The organism is Chryseobacterium sp. MIQD13, from assembly GCF_050496705.1.
In the GTDB taxonomy this organism is placed as follows: Bacteria; Bacteroidota; Bacteroidia; order Flavobacteriales; family Weeksellaceae; genus Chryseobacterium.
In genome coordinates, this window is record NZ_JBNWAF010000001.1 from 575,691 (window position 1) to 589,307 (window position 13,617).

Genomic DNA, 13,617 nt, shown 5'->3' on the forward strand with positions numbered 1-13,617 from the left:
TCATTAAAAAAATAAAAAAACACGAAAAAAAAATGCATCAATTTACTATAGGAATCGAGGAAGAATATCAGATCATTGATGTTGAGAGCAGAGACTTAATATCTCATGTTTCGAAGATCATAGAGGGTGGAAAAGCGGTTTTAAGTGAGAATTTAAAACACGAAATGCACGAATCTATGATCGAAATGGAAACCGGCATCTGCCAGAACATCAAAGAAGCCAGAGCCGAGTTGACGAACCTTAGAAGACATTTAATCAATACAGCCCATGAACAGGGACTTCGTGTATCCGGAGGAGGAACTCACCCTTTTTCAAACTGGGAACATAATACGATCACCAATGGGGAACGTTACAACAAAATTGTAGATGATATGGGTGATGTTGCCCGTGGAAATCTAATTTTCGGACTACACGTTCATATCGGAATTCCCAACCGTGAAGAAGGTGTAAGAATACAGAATGTGATGCGATATTTCCTGCCTCACGTTTATGCGCTTTCTACAAACTCTCCTTTCTGGATTGGAAGAAATACAGGGTTCAAATCTTACAGACAGGAAATTTTTGTAAAATTCCCAAGAACAGGTATTCCAAGTTATTTCAATTCATTGGCCGAGTTTGACAGCTATGTTGACCTTCTGGTAAAAACCGGAACTATCGACAATGCAAAAAAAATCTGGTGGGATCTGCGTGTTCACCCTTTCTACCCTACTATTGAGTTCAGAATCTGTGATATGCCTTTAAGACTGGAGGAAACGGTTTGTATGGCTGCCATAATGCAGAGTCTGGTAGCAAAAATCTATAAGCTTCATCAGCAGAATTTAAGTTTCAGAAGCTACAGAAGATTATTACTGAACGAAAATAAGTGGAGAGCGTCCAAAAGCGGTATTGAAGCTCATCTTATTGATTTCGGAAAAGAAGAATCCGTTCCTTATCCGGATCTTTTAAAAGAACTTCTGGAGTTCATTGATGATGTTGTGGATGATCTTGACTGCAGAAAAGAAGTGGAATACGCCTGGACTATCCTGGAAAATGGAACCGGAGCCGACAGGCAGCTTAAAGTGTTTAAGGAGACCGGTGATCTTACAAAAGTGGTAGATTATATGATCTCTGAAACAGAGTATGGCATAACACATGGCGAAACAGCTTCATAATATTTTTGGTAACTTTGCAAAAAATATGAAGTAGTATGAGAGATATTCGAATTGCATTGATAGACATGAACAACAATCATGTAAATCAGGGCCTTAGAAATATTAAAGAGATTTCAGAAGCTTTCCAGCAGAATTCTGAAGAAAATGTGACCATCGAAACATTTGATGTAAGGTTTAAGAATGAAATGCCGGACATTAATGATTTTGATATCTTTATTTCTTCAGGAGGACCGGGAAATCCACACAGGGAAGGTCTGGAATGGGAAGATAAGTATTCCAGCTTTCTGGATGCTGTTTTAGAGCATAATAAATATAATGAAGATAAAAAATATCTGTTCCTGATCTGCCATTCATTCCAATTGGCAAGCATCCACTGGAAACTGGGAAATATCTGTAAAAGAAAATCTTATTCTTTTGGGGTAATGCCGGTTCACAAGACAGAGGAAGGCGAACAGGAATTCTTATTCAAAAATCTTCAGGATCCTTTTTATGCTGTAGATTCCAGAGCTTATCAGTTTATTGAGCCGGATATGGACCGTTTTGATGAACTGGATATGAAAATCATGGCCATTGAGAAATTCAGACCGCATATTAATCTGGAAAGAGCTGTTATGGCTGTACGTTTCTCGGATGAAATATTTGGAACACAATTCCACCCGGAAGCTGATCCGAAAGGCATGATTGAAAATCTGAAAGACGAAAAAAATAAGGCAGCTATGATCGAAAACTTCGGGATGGAGAAATATCTTGAAACCATAGACAGAATAGATGATGAAGATAAGATCATTCTTACCAGAGGCCAGATCCTTCCGAGATTCCTTCAGTCTGCAAAAAAAAACATTTTGAAGGGAAGTGAAGTTTTAGCTTAAGCTTTTTATGAAATAAATGCTTCGACTCCGCTCAGCGTGACAGCTCAAAAAAGACAAATAGTATTAGAAATGTCCTGCCGAGCAGAGTCGAAGCATAAATAAATCACAATAATTCAATCGGGCATAACAGCTCGATTTTTTAAATCAAAATCACAAAGAAAAAATATGATCCCTAGATACAGAAAACAGTTCAACCAGGAGTTTTCCCAAGAAAAATACGATCAGCTTAAAGATAAACTTGCTCAGAAAGGAGGTATTGCACCGGCATTCAGAATTTCGGAAAGCCCTCTCTTCCTTACCAATGAATTTAAAGGCAAACTTCTTGATGCCAGTGAAAGTATTATCGACCAGATTAAAGAACTTCCTGCTGAAGTACTTTATAAAGCTGTTCCGGACAACTGCAGGGTTCCCAATGATACTCTTCAGCCTCACTTTTTCACCATCGATTTCGGGATCTGCCGAAGTGAAAACGGAGCAATAGAACCACAACTGATAGAGTTACAGGCCTTCCCTTCACTATATGCTTTTCAAAAGGTTTTTGAGGAAACTTTCTGTGAGGTCTACTCTTTTCTCTCTGAGATCAAAAATAAAATGCCTCATTCGGAATTTGAAAATCATTTAAAAAAGCTGATCATTGGTGATGAAAATCCGGAAAATGTTATTCTCCTTGAAATATTTCCTGAAAAACAAAAAACAGCGATTGATTTTGCCTTAACAGAACAGTTATTAGGAATAAAAACAGTCTGCCTGACGAAAATAAAAAAAGAAGGTAAAAAGCTGTTCTATGAAAACAATGGAAGTCTTACTGAAATCAAAAGGATCTATAACCGTGTTATCTTTGATGAGTTAGACAGAATCCCGGATTTAAAAGCCGGATTTGACTTCCGTGATGATATTGATGTAAAATGGATTACCCACCCTAACTGGTTCTTTAAAATATCAAAGTTTCTTCTTCCTATTCTAAAACATCAGTTTGTTCCGAAAAGTTATTTCTTACATGAATTTCCAGAGCATGAAAATCTTGAAAATTTTGTACTGAAACCTTTATTTTCATTTGCAGGAAGCGGAGTAAATTTAAATCCTACTAAAGAAATTACAGATGCTATTGAGGATAAGGAAAACTATATCCTACAGAGAAAAGTAACTTATGAACCTATTTTTGAAGATATCAACGGAGAGTTTTCAAAAGCAGAAATCCGATTGCTTTATGTATGGCATGAAAATGATGAACGCCCTATTCTACTGGAAAATCTTGGAAGAATGACAAAAGCCGCAATGGTGAATGTAGATTTTAATAAGAAAGATGCAATCTGGATTGGAAGCTCCAATGCATTTTTTGGAGAAGAATAAATTGGCAAATAATACTTCTATTAATATAACAAATCCTCTGAATTCAGAGGATTTGTTATATTTGTAAGGCAGTGAAAAATAAAATGATATAATGAATCTTAAAAATGTTGATGAACAGCTTTTTCAGCCACTTGAGCTGGAACTCTTAAATGTTGAAGAAGATGTGGAATCTAAAGATTATTCCGGCTGTAGCCTTAGTCTAAATCAGTTCAAAATTAAATTCCGGACAGCAAAAATAACACCGACTAAAACAGGTCAGTTTGTAACCATCTGGAAAAGGAATGAAAAAGGTGAAACAGCTCCGTTTGATACCAATGATCCTTTTGATTTTTATTTAATTTCTGCTTCCAAAGATGTTAATAAAGGTATTTTCATTTTTCCCAGGGAAGCACTTCTTAAAAAGGGAATTTTATCTAATGAAAATAAACCCGGAAAAAGAGGAATCAGGGTGTATCCGGATTGGGATTCTGTAGAAAATAAGCAGGCAATTGCTACTCAGAAATGGCAGACCATTTACTTCTTTAATCTATCTCCGGGTAAAGAATCTGATCTTCAAAAAGCTAAATTATTATTTAACCTGAAGTAAAATCTGTCAATCTAAATTCATTAAATGAAATGATAAGAAAAAATAAAAAACGACTGAGTTCTCAGCCGTTTTTTTGTTATGGAACATTTATTTTATGGATTTTTATCGTCTTCCAAAAGTTCTCTTGCCTGATATTCCTGAACAAGATCAATAGCATTGGAAATCACATCGCTTAAAGCTGTAATGAAAGTACCTTCCTCAGCCATTCCCATGGCATGCTTTAAAGCTTCAATCTCTTTTGGAATGATCTCATAGCTGACATCTCTTCCTGAAGACTGCATTCCTTCAATGATCAACCCGTTGATTTCCTCTTCAGTTCTTCCACGCAGATGCTTTTCATTTCTGATAATAATATGGTCAAACATTCTTCCGGCAATTTTCCCACATTCCCTGATATCACTGTCACGTCTGTCTCCTACTCCTGAAATAATCCCTATTTTCTTCGTAGATTCCACATTTTTAAGATAATCTTCAATAGCTTCATACCCTGAAGGATTGTGAGCGAAATCAATTAAGACCTTAAAGCTTTTGAATTTAAAAATATTCAGCCTTCCCGGTGTAAGCTGTGCACTTGGGATAAAGGTTCTTAAAGAATTTGATATGTCTTCAATTCCGAAACCATAAAGATAACTTGCCAAACTCGCTGCCAGAACATTTTCAATCATAAATCTGGCCTTGCCATCCATTGTAATCGGGAAGTCTTTAGCTTTTCCTATTCTGATCTTCCAGTCGCCTTTTTTAATCGTAACAAAACCTTCTTCATAAATACAGGTGATTTTTCCTTCTTTGGCAAATTTTACAATATGGGGGTTATTTTCATCCATACTGAAGATGGCAACATTACTGTCAAGATCACTGATGATCTTCATGGAATACTCGTTATCAGCATTCAGGACACTCCATCCGTTTTTCTTTACACTGTCCAGAACCACTCTTTTTACTTTCGTCAGGTCTTTCAGGCTGTGAATATCATTCAGTCCCAAATGATCCTCCTCAATATTCGTCAAAACACCGATGTCACACTGCGAATATCCTAAACCTGAACGCAGAATTCCTCCTCTGGCTGTTTCCAGAACAGCAAATTCCACGGTAGGATCTTTCAGAACAAATTCGGCGGAAAGAGGTCCTGTAGTATCTCCTTTTGAAAGCATTGTATTTTGTATATAAATCCCGTCAGAAGTAGTAAAACCTACCCTGTAGCCATTGCTTTTTACGATATGTGAAATCAGTCTTGTTGTCGTTGTTTTTCCATTTGTTCCCGTCACTGCGATAATTGGAATTGTGAATGGTTTTCCCGGAGGATAAAGCATATCAACCACAGGAGCGGCAACGTTTCTTGGAAGTCCTTCACTTGGAGCCAGGTGCATCCTGAATCCCGGCGCAGCATTCACTTCTATAATGGCTGCTCCGCTTTCTTTAAGGGGTTGCGTAAGGTTTTCCGCCATAATATCAATACCGCAGACATCCAGACCTATAATTTTGGAAACCCTTTCAGCCATGGTGATATTTTCCGGATGCACCATATCCGTCACATCTATTGATGTTCCCCCTGTAGAAAGATTAGCCGTAGATTTTAAATAAACTACTTCTCCCTTCTGAGGAATAGTTTCGAGGGTATACTGAAGCTTATCGAGAAGCTCCAAAGTATCTTTGTCAACTTCTATTTCAGTAAGGACATTTTCATGCCCATAACCTCTTCTCGGATCTTTATTTTCTTTATCTATCAACTGCTGTAAATTCAGTTCGCCATCACCAACAACATGCGCAGGTACTCTTCTTGCTGCCGCAACCATTTTATTGTTAATGACCAAAACCCTGAAATCATAACCGGTAATATATTTTTCCACAATTACTTTTCTGGAATATTTTTGGGCATGTTCAAGGCCTGTTTTTGCAGCTTCCCAATCATTTACATTAATGGAAGAGCCTTTTCCATGATTCCCGTCCAATGGCTTTAGAACGATAGGATAACCTATTTTTCTTATAACATTATTTAAATCTTCTTCATCCACCACCAAATCTCCAATAGGAACCGGAATAGCAGCATCATGAAGCATTTTTTTCGTAAGTTCTTTATTACATGCAATATCTACAGCAATTGAGCTTGTTTTCCCGGTAATAGTAGCCTGAAAACGCTGCTGATTTACACCGTAACCAAGCTGTACCAAAGAGTTCGTCCCCAATCTGATCCAAGGGATTCTTCTGGAAACCGCTTCTTCTACAATACTTCCTGTAGAAGGGCCGAGACGGACACGTTCCCTGATCTCTTTTAATTTCTGTATACAGGCATTAATATCATATTCTTTATTCTCGATTAAAGCCTGGGCTATATTTACCGCTTCTTCAGCAGCATAGATTCCGGCATTTTCTTCGATATAATTAAAAACAACATTGTATACTCCGGGGGATTTTGTTTCACGGGTTCTTCCGAAACCTACATCCATACCTGCCAATGTCTGTATTTCCAGTGCTATATGTTCAATGACATGCCCCATCCATGTTCCCGTCTCTATCCTGTGGAAAAACCCTCCTTCCACTCCTTCTGAACACCTGTGTGTATAGAGAGACGGAATAAGTTTTTCAATTCTTTCCCTGAAACCATCTATTTTGTTTGTAGGATAGTTTTCCATTTCTTCAAGATCCAGTCTCATCTGTATCAGCTTCTTTCTTCTGATACTCCAGATATTTGGGCCCCGCAATGCCTGTATCTTCTCAATTTTCATAGTCTATTTGTATTTTTATCAGTTAACAATAACTCCTTCAGAAATCAAAGATAATGTAAAACCCTAAACCAAACTATACCAGATTTAAAGATTTCTCAAAAAAAAATTAAAATAAATCAAGTATTCTAAAACATTAAAAATCATTAAAATGTGGCATGAATTTCGCCAAATGTTAATTATTTTTTAAATTTGCACACTATGATGAAACCTGTTGGAAAATTAATTGTTATCGGAGGAGCTGTAAACAAAGGAAGCTTTGCAGAAACCGATTTCGACCAGAATATTGAAAAAAACCTTAACTTTTTTGAAAGAGGAATACTGAGAAAGATCATCAATGAATCAAGACTTAAGGAAAATTCTGTCATTGAAATTGTAACTACAGCCTCTCAAATCCCTCAAATTGTAGGCACAGAATATAAAAAGGCCTTTGAATTTCTTGGTGCCAAAAATGTAAATATCCTTGACATCCATAACCGTGAAGAAGCCAATTCTGATGCTATGGTTGCAAGAGCTAATGCAGCAGATGTGGTGATGTTCACCGGTGGAGATCAGCTCAGGCTGACTTCTATCCTTGGCGGAACAAGATTTCATGATACCATTTTACTGAAATATCAGGAGCAGGATTTTATCTATTCAGGAACTTCCGCAGGTGCTGCAGCTGCTTCTGAAAATATGATTTACCAGGGAAGCAGCTCTGAAGCTCTTTTAAAAGGTGAAATTAAAACAACACAAGGGCTGGGTCTTATAGATAATGTAATTATTGATACGCATTTTGTACAGCGTGGAAGAATCGGACGTCTTTTTCAGGCTGTAGTCAACAATCCGAGAACTTTAGGAATAGGATTGGGAGAAGATACAGGGCTTTTTATTCATAATGATGTGATGACAGCTGTAGGTTCCGGTCTTGTAATTCTGGTAGACGGCAGATTTATTAAAGATACCAACCTTACGAATATTAACCTTGGTGAGCCTATTTCAATTGATAATCTTACGGTACATGTAATGTCTATGAATGATCATTACGATCTTACCACAAAAAAACTTACGATCGAGAATTCCCAGTTTAATCCGATACCGCAAGATAAATAAAAGTCAATGGTGAATAATGAATTTCACCGGTTACATTTTTATACTTAACTTTAAAATTGACAATTGATTTTTTGCAATTGCCCAATATAACACTATGAAAATTATTATCCACGGCGGCTTTTTCTCAGAAAGCGATCAAAGTCACGAAGTAAAGACTGCAAAACAAAATTCTTTAAAACAAATAGCACAAAAGGCTTTTGAATATCTTCAGACCCATTCTGCATTTGATACAGTTGCTTATGCTGTTTCTCTTTTGGAGGATGATCCTTTATATAATGCAGGTATTGGTTCCCAGATACAGAGTGATGGCGTGATTCGTATGAGTGCTGCCATTATGGATGGGCAAACGCAAAAGTTAAGCGGCGTGATCAATCTTCAGGATGTCAAAAATCCGGTTTTCGTAGCAAAAGAACTGATGAAAGAAGATGACAGGGTTCTTGGCGGAAAAGGTGCCAAAATTTATGCATCTGAACACGGCTTCGAAAATTTCTCAACTGAAATTCCTCAAAGAAGAAGTGAATATGAAGCGAAACTTCGTAACGGAGGTAAAGGAACTGTAGGCTGTGTAGCTCTTGATAAAGAAGGAAAACTGGCTGTTGCAACTTCAACCGGAGGAAAAGGCTTTGAGATACCCGGAAGAATTTCAGATTCTGCCACAGTGGCAGGGAATTATGCCAATTCTGTTTGTGCCGTGAGCTGTACAGGTGTTGGAGAAGATATTGTAAGCAATGCTACTGCTGCAAAGATTGTAACAAGGACCACAGACGGAATGAGTCTTGAGCAGGCTTTTAACAAGACATTTGAAGAGCTTAAGACTATAGATGGCTTTGCAGGAGCAATTGCTATTGATAAAGACGGAAACATTTATCATCAGGATTCTTATCCTACTATGGTCTTCGCAAGTTTTGATGGGGAAAATTTTCAGGTTTTCCAATAATTTAACATTTTTTTATCATTCGGTTGAATTTTTTGGCACGTATTTTACATGTTTACTAATAACAAATTTTAATTCAACATTTTTAAAAAATAGAAATCATGGGAAACAAAACAAAAGGTTTATTAGCTTTATTAGGTATTGGTGCTTTGGCATTCTGGAAATATAAAAATTCTACTCCTGAAGAACAACAGGCAGTAAAAGACAAAATAAATAATGCTAAGGATAATCTGAACAAATGGGGAAATGATCTTAAGAGCAAAGCAAATGATGTTGCTTCTCAGGTTCAGAATAAAGTAGACGAAGCTAAAACAAAAGCTGAAGACTCTTTAAACTAAAAGCAGATTAGTTTTTTTAACATTCATATATGAAAAGTCATCATAATCTCAGAATTATGATGACTTTTTATTTATCTTTTATTGAGGCAGAAAACCTATTTCTTCTCTCCTTTCAGGGCATAAACTAAAGGTAATTTATTACCAAATACCGGAATCCGCCATTTTCCTTTTTCAAATTCTTCCACATGGTTGAAACATGGATATGGTGACCAGTCAAATTCCTGAAAAACCTTCAGCTCTATATTATGTTTTATCAGATTCTGCAAAACTTCGGCTAAAGAATGGTTCCACATCACATATTCCTGAACTATCTCTGCCGATTTATCCGCATATGTTCCTTCATAAGTTTCCACAATAGGTTTTTCATTAAAGTAATTATACGATACTTTTGTAAAATCATCATCGAACATCCAGACTGCGGGATGAAATTCTGCCATTACCAATTTCCCTCCCTGTTTTAGAAAATGACTGATTACTCCGGCCCACTTATCCAGATCAGGAAGCCAGCCTATCACTCCGTAACTTGTATAAACAATATCAAATTTCTGATTCAGAATATCCGGAAGACTATACACATCTGAACAAATGAATTTTGTGTCTGTACCACATTTTTGGGCAAGATCTTTTCCTGTTTCAATTGCTTTATCCGACAGGTCTATTCCGGTAACTTCAGCTCCCATTCTTGACAGGGAAATAGAATCCTGACCAAAATGACATTGAAGATGCAGAATACTTTTACCTTTTATATCTCCTAAAAGTTCAAGTTCTATTGAGTTGAGTGAACTTCTTCCTTTCAGAAATTCATCCACAAAATAGAAATCTGATTTCACATGCGGATCTACTTTGGCGTTCCATGAGTTCTTATTAATTTCTAAGTAGTTTTCCATAATGTTATTGTTTTTGGCTAAGATAATAAATGTTTAATCCTTTCAGAAGCATTTACCAGCCTTTTTAAACTATTGTATTCGGGGGAATAACAATTGAAGTATATGGACTGTAGAGTTCCCATCCCATTGACTCATAAAGCATTTTTCCCTGCTCAGTCGCCACTAAAAAATTATTGGAAATAGTATTCGATAACGCAATTTTTTCAAGTTCCTTCATTAAAAAGGCAGCAAGTCCTTTTCTACGATGGTTTGCTTCTGTAATAATTCTGTCATAAACAGCCAGATCATCTACAATAACGACACGGCCAATGGACGCTTGTTCACTCTTATCGGTCATGATTTTCACAACTGATGTAGAGTTGTATTTTTCATATTCAAGCTGATAACCTTCCGGCAGATAATAGTTATCCAAACTGTTCATTGGCCCGAAACAGGACATCATATAACCGGCCGGCTGTATTTCCCATCTTTGAGGGACTACATTTTTAACGCTATCAGGAGAAGCACATACTTTAAGATAAATCCAAGATTCATCAATAAGTTTTGAGAGTTCAATATAGTCATCATTCAGCTCAGGAAAAACGTATCTTACTTTTTGATTTTCTTCTCCTACATTTACTTTAAAACCTGATTGATATCTCTCCGGAGGAGAAATTTCTCTGGATAAAGACCATGCTTTTAACCATTTTTCTATAATATCATGAGATACTTTATCAGCCATACTATATTTATGAAAGCTGATCCAGAAGCTTCTTTTTCTGTTCAGCAAATTCTTCCTCAGTCAAAACTCCATTTTCTCTCAACTTTCCAAGTTGTTCCAGCTGATCTAAAACTGTAGGCTCTGATCTGTTTTGAAAATACTCCTTAGGGCGGGCCATAAAATCCCTTACTTTTTCACAAAACAATTCAGCATAGTATTTTCCGACATTATCAATCTCTAAAACATTATCTGAAATATGAATATCTATTGATGCCAGCATCAGGGACTTTTCATATTGTATAGAGCTTACTTTATCATAGGAGAAATCTTCTACTTTCAGTCCATACATAAATTCTTTATCCACGAAAATCAATCTTCTTTCGGTAGCCACTAAAATGATATGATGATTGGTAAGCTTATTTCTTCCCTCAACCAGATACACAATCTTTTCATCTTCCGAAAGCACTTCCGGGAGTGCATGAATTTCTTTTCTGGCAAAAATGGTAGGATTGATATCCAATGCTTCCAGTTCATCTCTTATTTCGTCAAGTCTTGATTTTTCGCTCATTATTCGTTTTTATAAATGGTAGATATTACAAATTTAATTTTTTTCCCAAATAAAGAAAGCATTATCAAACGATAATGCTTTTCATTTTATATTTCTCAGATATTATCCTAAAAATTCTTCCAAGGAAACTGTTTTCTGTTCTCCTGCTTCAAGATCTTTAAAAGTAATCGTTCCGTTTTTAATCTCTTCTTCTCCTAAGAATACCAGATTTTTAATACCTTTCTTTTCAGCATAAGTAAACTGTTTGTTCAGTTTTGCATTTTCCGGATACAGCTCGGCAGAAATTCCTTTTCCTCTCAATTGCATGATCAGCTTTAATGCGTCTGCAATTCCTTCTCCTCCAAAGTTAGCAAACAGATATTCCACTTTAGTTGATGCTTCTTCAGGGAAAAGATTAAGCTCTTCCATCACCAGATAAACCCTGTCCAAACCAAATGAAATCCCGATTCCAGGAATATTTTTAACTCCGAAAACTTCAGTAAGATTATCATATCTTCCGCCACCGCCGATTGATCCCATTGCCACCTCATCCGCTTTCACTTCAAAGATAGCTCCGGTATAATAATCCAAACCTCTGGCCAGCGTAATATTGAACACAAGATTTTGCATATCTACTCCAAGATTCAGAGATTGTGTAAGAACAAATTCCAATTCCTCCACTCCTTTCAAACCAATTTCATTGCCTGAGAATTTTTCTTTAAGTTGAAGAAGATTTTCCAGCGCATCATCTGACTGATTAAATAAGAATTCCAATTTATCAATTGATTCCTGGGAAATTTCCCTTTCCAGCAATTCTTTAACAACCCCTTCTTTTCCTATTTTATCAAGTTTATCCAACGCTACCGTAAACTCAATCAGTTTATCTGTAATACCTGCATATTCTGCAAGACCGGAAAGAATCTTTCTGTTGTTCATATGAATAGTAACAGGGATTTTCAGATCAGAGAATGATTTCAGATATAACTGAACCAAATCAACTTCCTGCAATAAGCTTTCACTTCCTACTACATCTGCATCACACTGGTAAAACTCTCTGAATCTACCCTTCTGTGGACGGTCAGCTCTCCATACAGGCTGAATCTGATAGCGTTTGTAGGGAAATGTCAGCTTACCATGATTCAACGCTACAAATCTTGCAAAAGGTACGGTAAGGTCATAACGTAATGCCTTATCTGAAATTTGAGGAATAAGCTTCTGATGATTTTTATTATCCCAATCATCCTGGTTTACTTTTGAAGCATATTCTCCTGAATTTAATATTTTAAAGATCAATCGGTCTCCTTCTTCTCCATACTTCCCGGTCAGTGTAGAAAGATTTTCAAAACTTGGAGTTTCCAGTGGCTGAAACCCGAACAATTCAAAATTCTTCTGTAAGATATTGATAATATATTTTCTTCTTGATACTTCCTGTGCTGTAAAATCTCTCGTTCCTTTCGCTAAACTTGGCTTCATTTGCTGTATGTCATTTTGATGAATGCAAAAATAAGCAATTGAAAGGACTTTTCCGAAAGATAAAAAGCCGGAGAAGTAATCTCTTCTCCAGCTCCCGATGCATTATCATTACTAAATCCGAAAAAATCAGACGCTTTCAAGAATTTCAAGGATCTCTTCACCATAATTTTCAATCTTATGTTTTCCGAAACCTTTGATCTCAAGCAGTTCTTCTTTTTTAGCAGGTTTATACTTGGCTACAGACATCAGTTCTTTATTGCTCGCGATAAAATAAGTAGGAAGATTCTGTTCTTTAGCCTTCTCAGATCTCCAGTATTTCAGGGCATTCAAAATTTTCACTTCATCGGAGTTTAAAACATCATTATCTGCAGAGTACTTTACTGCTTTTGGTTCCTTTACCATATTTCTGGCTATTTTCAGCTCTTCGAAATACAGGATCACGGACCAGTAACATTCATCATTTATAAAAGCGGTTTCCACTTTTACAATTTCATTCACTTCAAGAAAATCATCAAGCATTCTTTGATCTCGATGGAGAAATTCTTTGGAAAGTCTGATTTTAAAAACTTTTACTTTCATCATTTGTGTTTTTAGAATTATTTACCTCCTAAAAGAAGGATCTCATCAACTCGGATCTCTGTTATATACCGCTTAACGCCGTCTTTGTCATCATACGATCTGTATGTAAGTTTCCCTTCAATGGCAATTTCCTTTCCTTTGGGGGCGTACTTCTGAAGGATTTCAGCTGTTTTTCCAAAGGCAATTAAATTGTGCCATTGTGTTTCTTCTACCTTTTCGCCTTTTGCATTTGTGTAATGATCGCTGGTGGCTAAGGATACACTTGCTTTTAAGTTCCCGCTTTCGAAGTTTACTGTTTCAACTTCTTTACCTGTGTAACCAATTAATGTTACTTTGTTTCTTAGTGACATAACTTTAAAATTTTTAAGATTAATAATTCAGATAAGAGACG

The 13,617-nt window shown here is 36.4% G+C and carries 14 protein-coding genes; 7 read left to right on the forward strand and 7 right to left on the reverse strand.

Annotated elements, in window-relative coordinates; translation table 11 throughout:
* Window positions 1-32 precede the first annotated feature (32 nt).
* From ACQWU4_RS02770 to ACQWU4_RS02785, 4 genes are all read left to right on the forward strand, one after another.
* Window positions 33-1,151 carry a carboxylate-amine ligase gene (locus ACQWU4_RS02770; RefSeq protein WP_429934237.1) on the forward strand — a complete coding sequence of 373 codons (1,119 nt, stop codon included), beginning with the start codon at window positions 33-35 and terminating at the stop codon, window positions 1,149-1,151.
* 35 nt (window positions 1,152-1,186) lie between these two features.
* Window positions 1,187-2,020 (forward strand): type 1 glutamine amidotransferase, encoded by an 834-nt coding sequence (locus tag ACQWU4_RS02775; RefSeq protein WP_429934238.1) that lies wholly within the window; start codon window positions 1,187-1,189, stop codon window positions 2,018-2,020.
* A 165-nt stretch (window positions 2,021-2,185) separates the two neighbouring features.
* Entirely contained in the window at window positions 2,186-3,370 is a 1,185-nt protein-coding gene (locus ACQWU4_RS02780) for a hypothetical protein (RefSeq protein WP_429934239.1), read from the forward strand.
* Between the two features lie 91 nt (window positions 3,371-3,461).
* A complete protein-coding gene (locus ACQWU4_RS02785; protein WP_429934240.1) occupies window positions 3,462-3,956 on the forward strand; it encodes a MepB family protein in 495 nt (164 codons plus the stop codon).
* 92 nt (window positions 3,957-4,048) lie between these two features.
* Here the strand turns inward: ACQWU4_RS02785 and cphA are convergent, their stop codons facing one another.
* On the reverse strand, window positions 4,049-6,679 hold the full coding sequence (gene cphA / locus ACQWU4_RS02790) for a cyanophycin synthetase (RefSeq protein ID WP_429934241.1): 2,631 nt from the start codon (window positions 6,677-6,679) through the stop codon (window positions 4,049-4,051).
* A gap of 201 nt (window positions 6,680-6,880) precedes the next feature.
* Between cphA and ACQWU4_RS02795 the strand changes: the two genes are divergently transcribed.
* The 3 genes from ACQWU4_RS02795 (at window position 6,881) to ACQWU4_RS02805 (ending at window position 9,040) form a co-directional block, all read left to right on the forward strand.
* A complete protein-coding gene (locus ACQWU4_RS02795) occupies window positions 6,881-7,768 on the forward strand; it encodes a cyanophycinase (RefSeq protein ID WP_429935069.1) in 888 nt (295 codons plus the stop codon).
* Between the two features lie 94 nt (window positions 7,769-7,862).
* Window positions 7,863-8,705 carry an isoaspartyl peptidase/L-asparaginase gene (locus ACQWU4_RS02800; RefSeq protein ID WP_429934242.1) on the forward strand — a complete coding sequence of 281 codons (843 nt, stop codon included), beginning with the start codon at window positions 7,863-7,865 and terminating at the stop codon, window positions 8,703-8,705.
* Window positions 8,706-8,803: 98 nt separating this feature from the next.
* Window positions 8,804-9,040 carry a YtxH domain-containing protein gene (locus ACQWU4_RS02805; protein ID WP_429934243.1) on the forward strand — a complete coding sequence of 79 codons (237 nt, stop codon included), beginning with the start codon at window positions 8,804-8,806 and terminating at the stop codon, window positions 9,038-9,040.
* 95 nt (window positions 9,041-9,135) lie between these two features.
* On the opposite strand, the gene ACQWU4_RS02810 is transcribed toward ACQWU4_RS02805, so the two are convergent.
* The 6 genes from ACQWU4_RS02810 to ACQWU4_RS02835 all read right to left on the reverse strand — a co-directional run bounded on the left by ACQWU4_RS02810 (window position 9,136) and on the right by ACQWU4_RS02835 (window position 13,576).
* Window positions 9,136-9,927: a class I SAM-dependent methyltransferase gene (locus tag ACQWU4_RS02810; protein WP_429934244.1), complete on the reverse strand. Its 792-nt coding sequence runs from the start codon at window positions 9,925-9,927 to the stop codon at window positions 9,136-9,138.
* A gap of 64 nt (window positions 9,928-9,991) precedes the next feature.
* A complete protein-coding gene (locus tag ACQWU4_RS02815) occupies window positions 9,992-10,648 on the reverse strand; it encodes a GNAT family N-acetyltransferase (protein ID WP_429934245.1) in 657 nt (218 codons plus the stop codon).
* A 7-nt stretch (window positions 10,649-10,655) separates the two neighbouring features.
* Window positions 10,656-11,195, reverse strand: coding sequence for a PH domain-containing protein (locus tag ACQWU4_RS02820; protein ID WP_429934246.1), 540 nt, complete (start codon window positions 11,193-11,195; stop codon window positions 10,656-10,658).
* Window positions 11,196-11,297: 102 nt separating this feature from the next.
* Window positions 11,298-12,647: a histidine--tRNA ligase gene (gene hisS, locus ACQWU4_RS02825; protein WP_429934247.1), complete on the reverse strand. Its 1,350-nt coding sequence runs from the start codon at window positions 12,645-12,647 to the stop codon at window positions 11,298-11,300.
* Window positions 12,648-12,773: 126 nt separating this feature from the next.
* Complete coding sequence (locus ACQWU4_RS02830) at window positions 12,774-13,229, reverse strand: HRDC domain-containing protein (protein ID WP_429934248.1); 456 nt, start codon at window positions 13,227-13,229, stop codon at window positions 12,774-12,776.
* A 14-nt stretch (window positions 13,230-13,243) separates the two neighbouring features.
* Window positions 13,244-13,576, reverse strand: a complete 333-nt coding sequence (locus ACQWU4_RS02835; protein ID WP_429934249.1) for a single-stranded DNA-binding protein — start codon at window positions 13,574-13,576, stop codon at window positions 13,244-13,246.
* Window positions 13,577-13,617: the final 41 nt, after the last annotated feature.

Bases quoted from the DNA above. Each gene is read 5' to 3' on its own strand.
- ACQWU4_RS02800 (WP_429934242.1), top strand. From the start codon at position 7,863: ATGAAAATTATTATCCACGGCGGCTTTTTCTCAGAAAGCGATCAAAGT.
- ACQWU4_RS02785 (WP_429934240.1), top strand. From the start codon at position 3,462: ATGAATCTTAAAAATGTTGATGAACAGCTTTTTCAGCCACTTGAGCTG.
- ACQWU4_RS02835 (WP_429934249.1), bottom strand. From the start codon at position 13,576: ATGTCACTAAGAAACAAAGTAACATTAATTGGTTACACAGGTAAAGAA.
- ACQWU4_RS02830 (WP_429934248.1), bottom strand. From the start codon at position 13,229: ATGATGAAAGTAAAAGTTTTTAAAATCAGACTTTCCAAAGAATTTCTC.
- ACQWU4_RS02780 (WP_429934239.1), top strand. From the start codon at position 2,186: ATGATCCCTAGATACAGAAAACAGTTCAACCAGGAGTTTTCCCAAGAA.
- ACQWU4_RS02820 (WP_429934246.1), bottom strand. From the start codon at position 11,195: ATGAGCGAAAAATCAAGACTTGACGAAATAAGAGATGAACTGGAAGCA.
- ACQWU4_RS02795 (WP_429935069.1), top strand. From the start codon at position 6,881: ATGAAACCTGTTGGAAAATTAATTGTTATCGGAGGAGCTGTAAACAAA.
- ACQWU4_RS02815 (WP_429934245.1), bottom strand. From the start codon at position 10,648: ATGGCTGATAAAGTATCTCATGATATTATAGAAAAATGGTTAAAAGCA.
- hisS (WP_429934247.1), bottom strand. From the start codon at position 12,647: ATGAAGCCAAGTTTAGCGAAAGGAACGAGAGATTTTACAGCACAGGAA.
- ACQWU4_RS02770 (WP_429934237.1), top strand. From the start codon at position 33: ATGCATCAATTTACTATAGGAATCGAGGAAGAATATCAGATCATTGAT.
- ACQWU4_RS02810 (WP_429934244.1), bottom strand. From the start codon at position 9,927: ATGGAAAACTACTTAGAAATTAATAAGAACTCATGGAACGCCAAAGTA.
- ACQWU4_RS02775 (WP_429934238.1), top strand. From the start codon at position 1,187: ATGAGAGATATTCGAATTGCATTGATAGACATGAACAACAATCATGTA.
- ACQWU4_RS02805 (WP_429934243.1), top strand. From the start codon at position 8,804: ATGGGAAACAAAACAAAAGGTTTATTAGCTTTATTAGGTATTGGTGCT.
- cphA (WP_429934241.1), bottom strand. From the start codon at position 6,679: ATGAAAATTGAGAAGATACAGGCATTGCGGGGCCCAAATATCTGGAGT.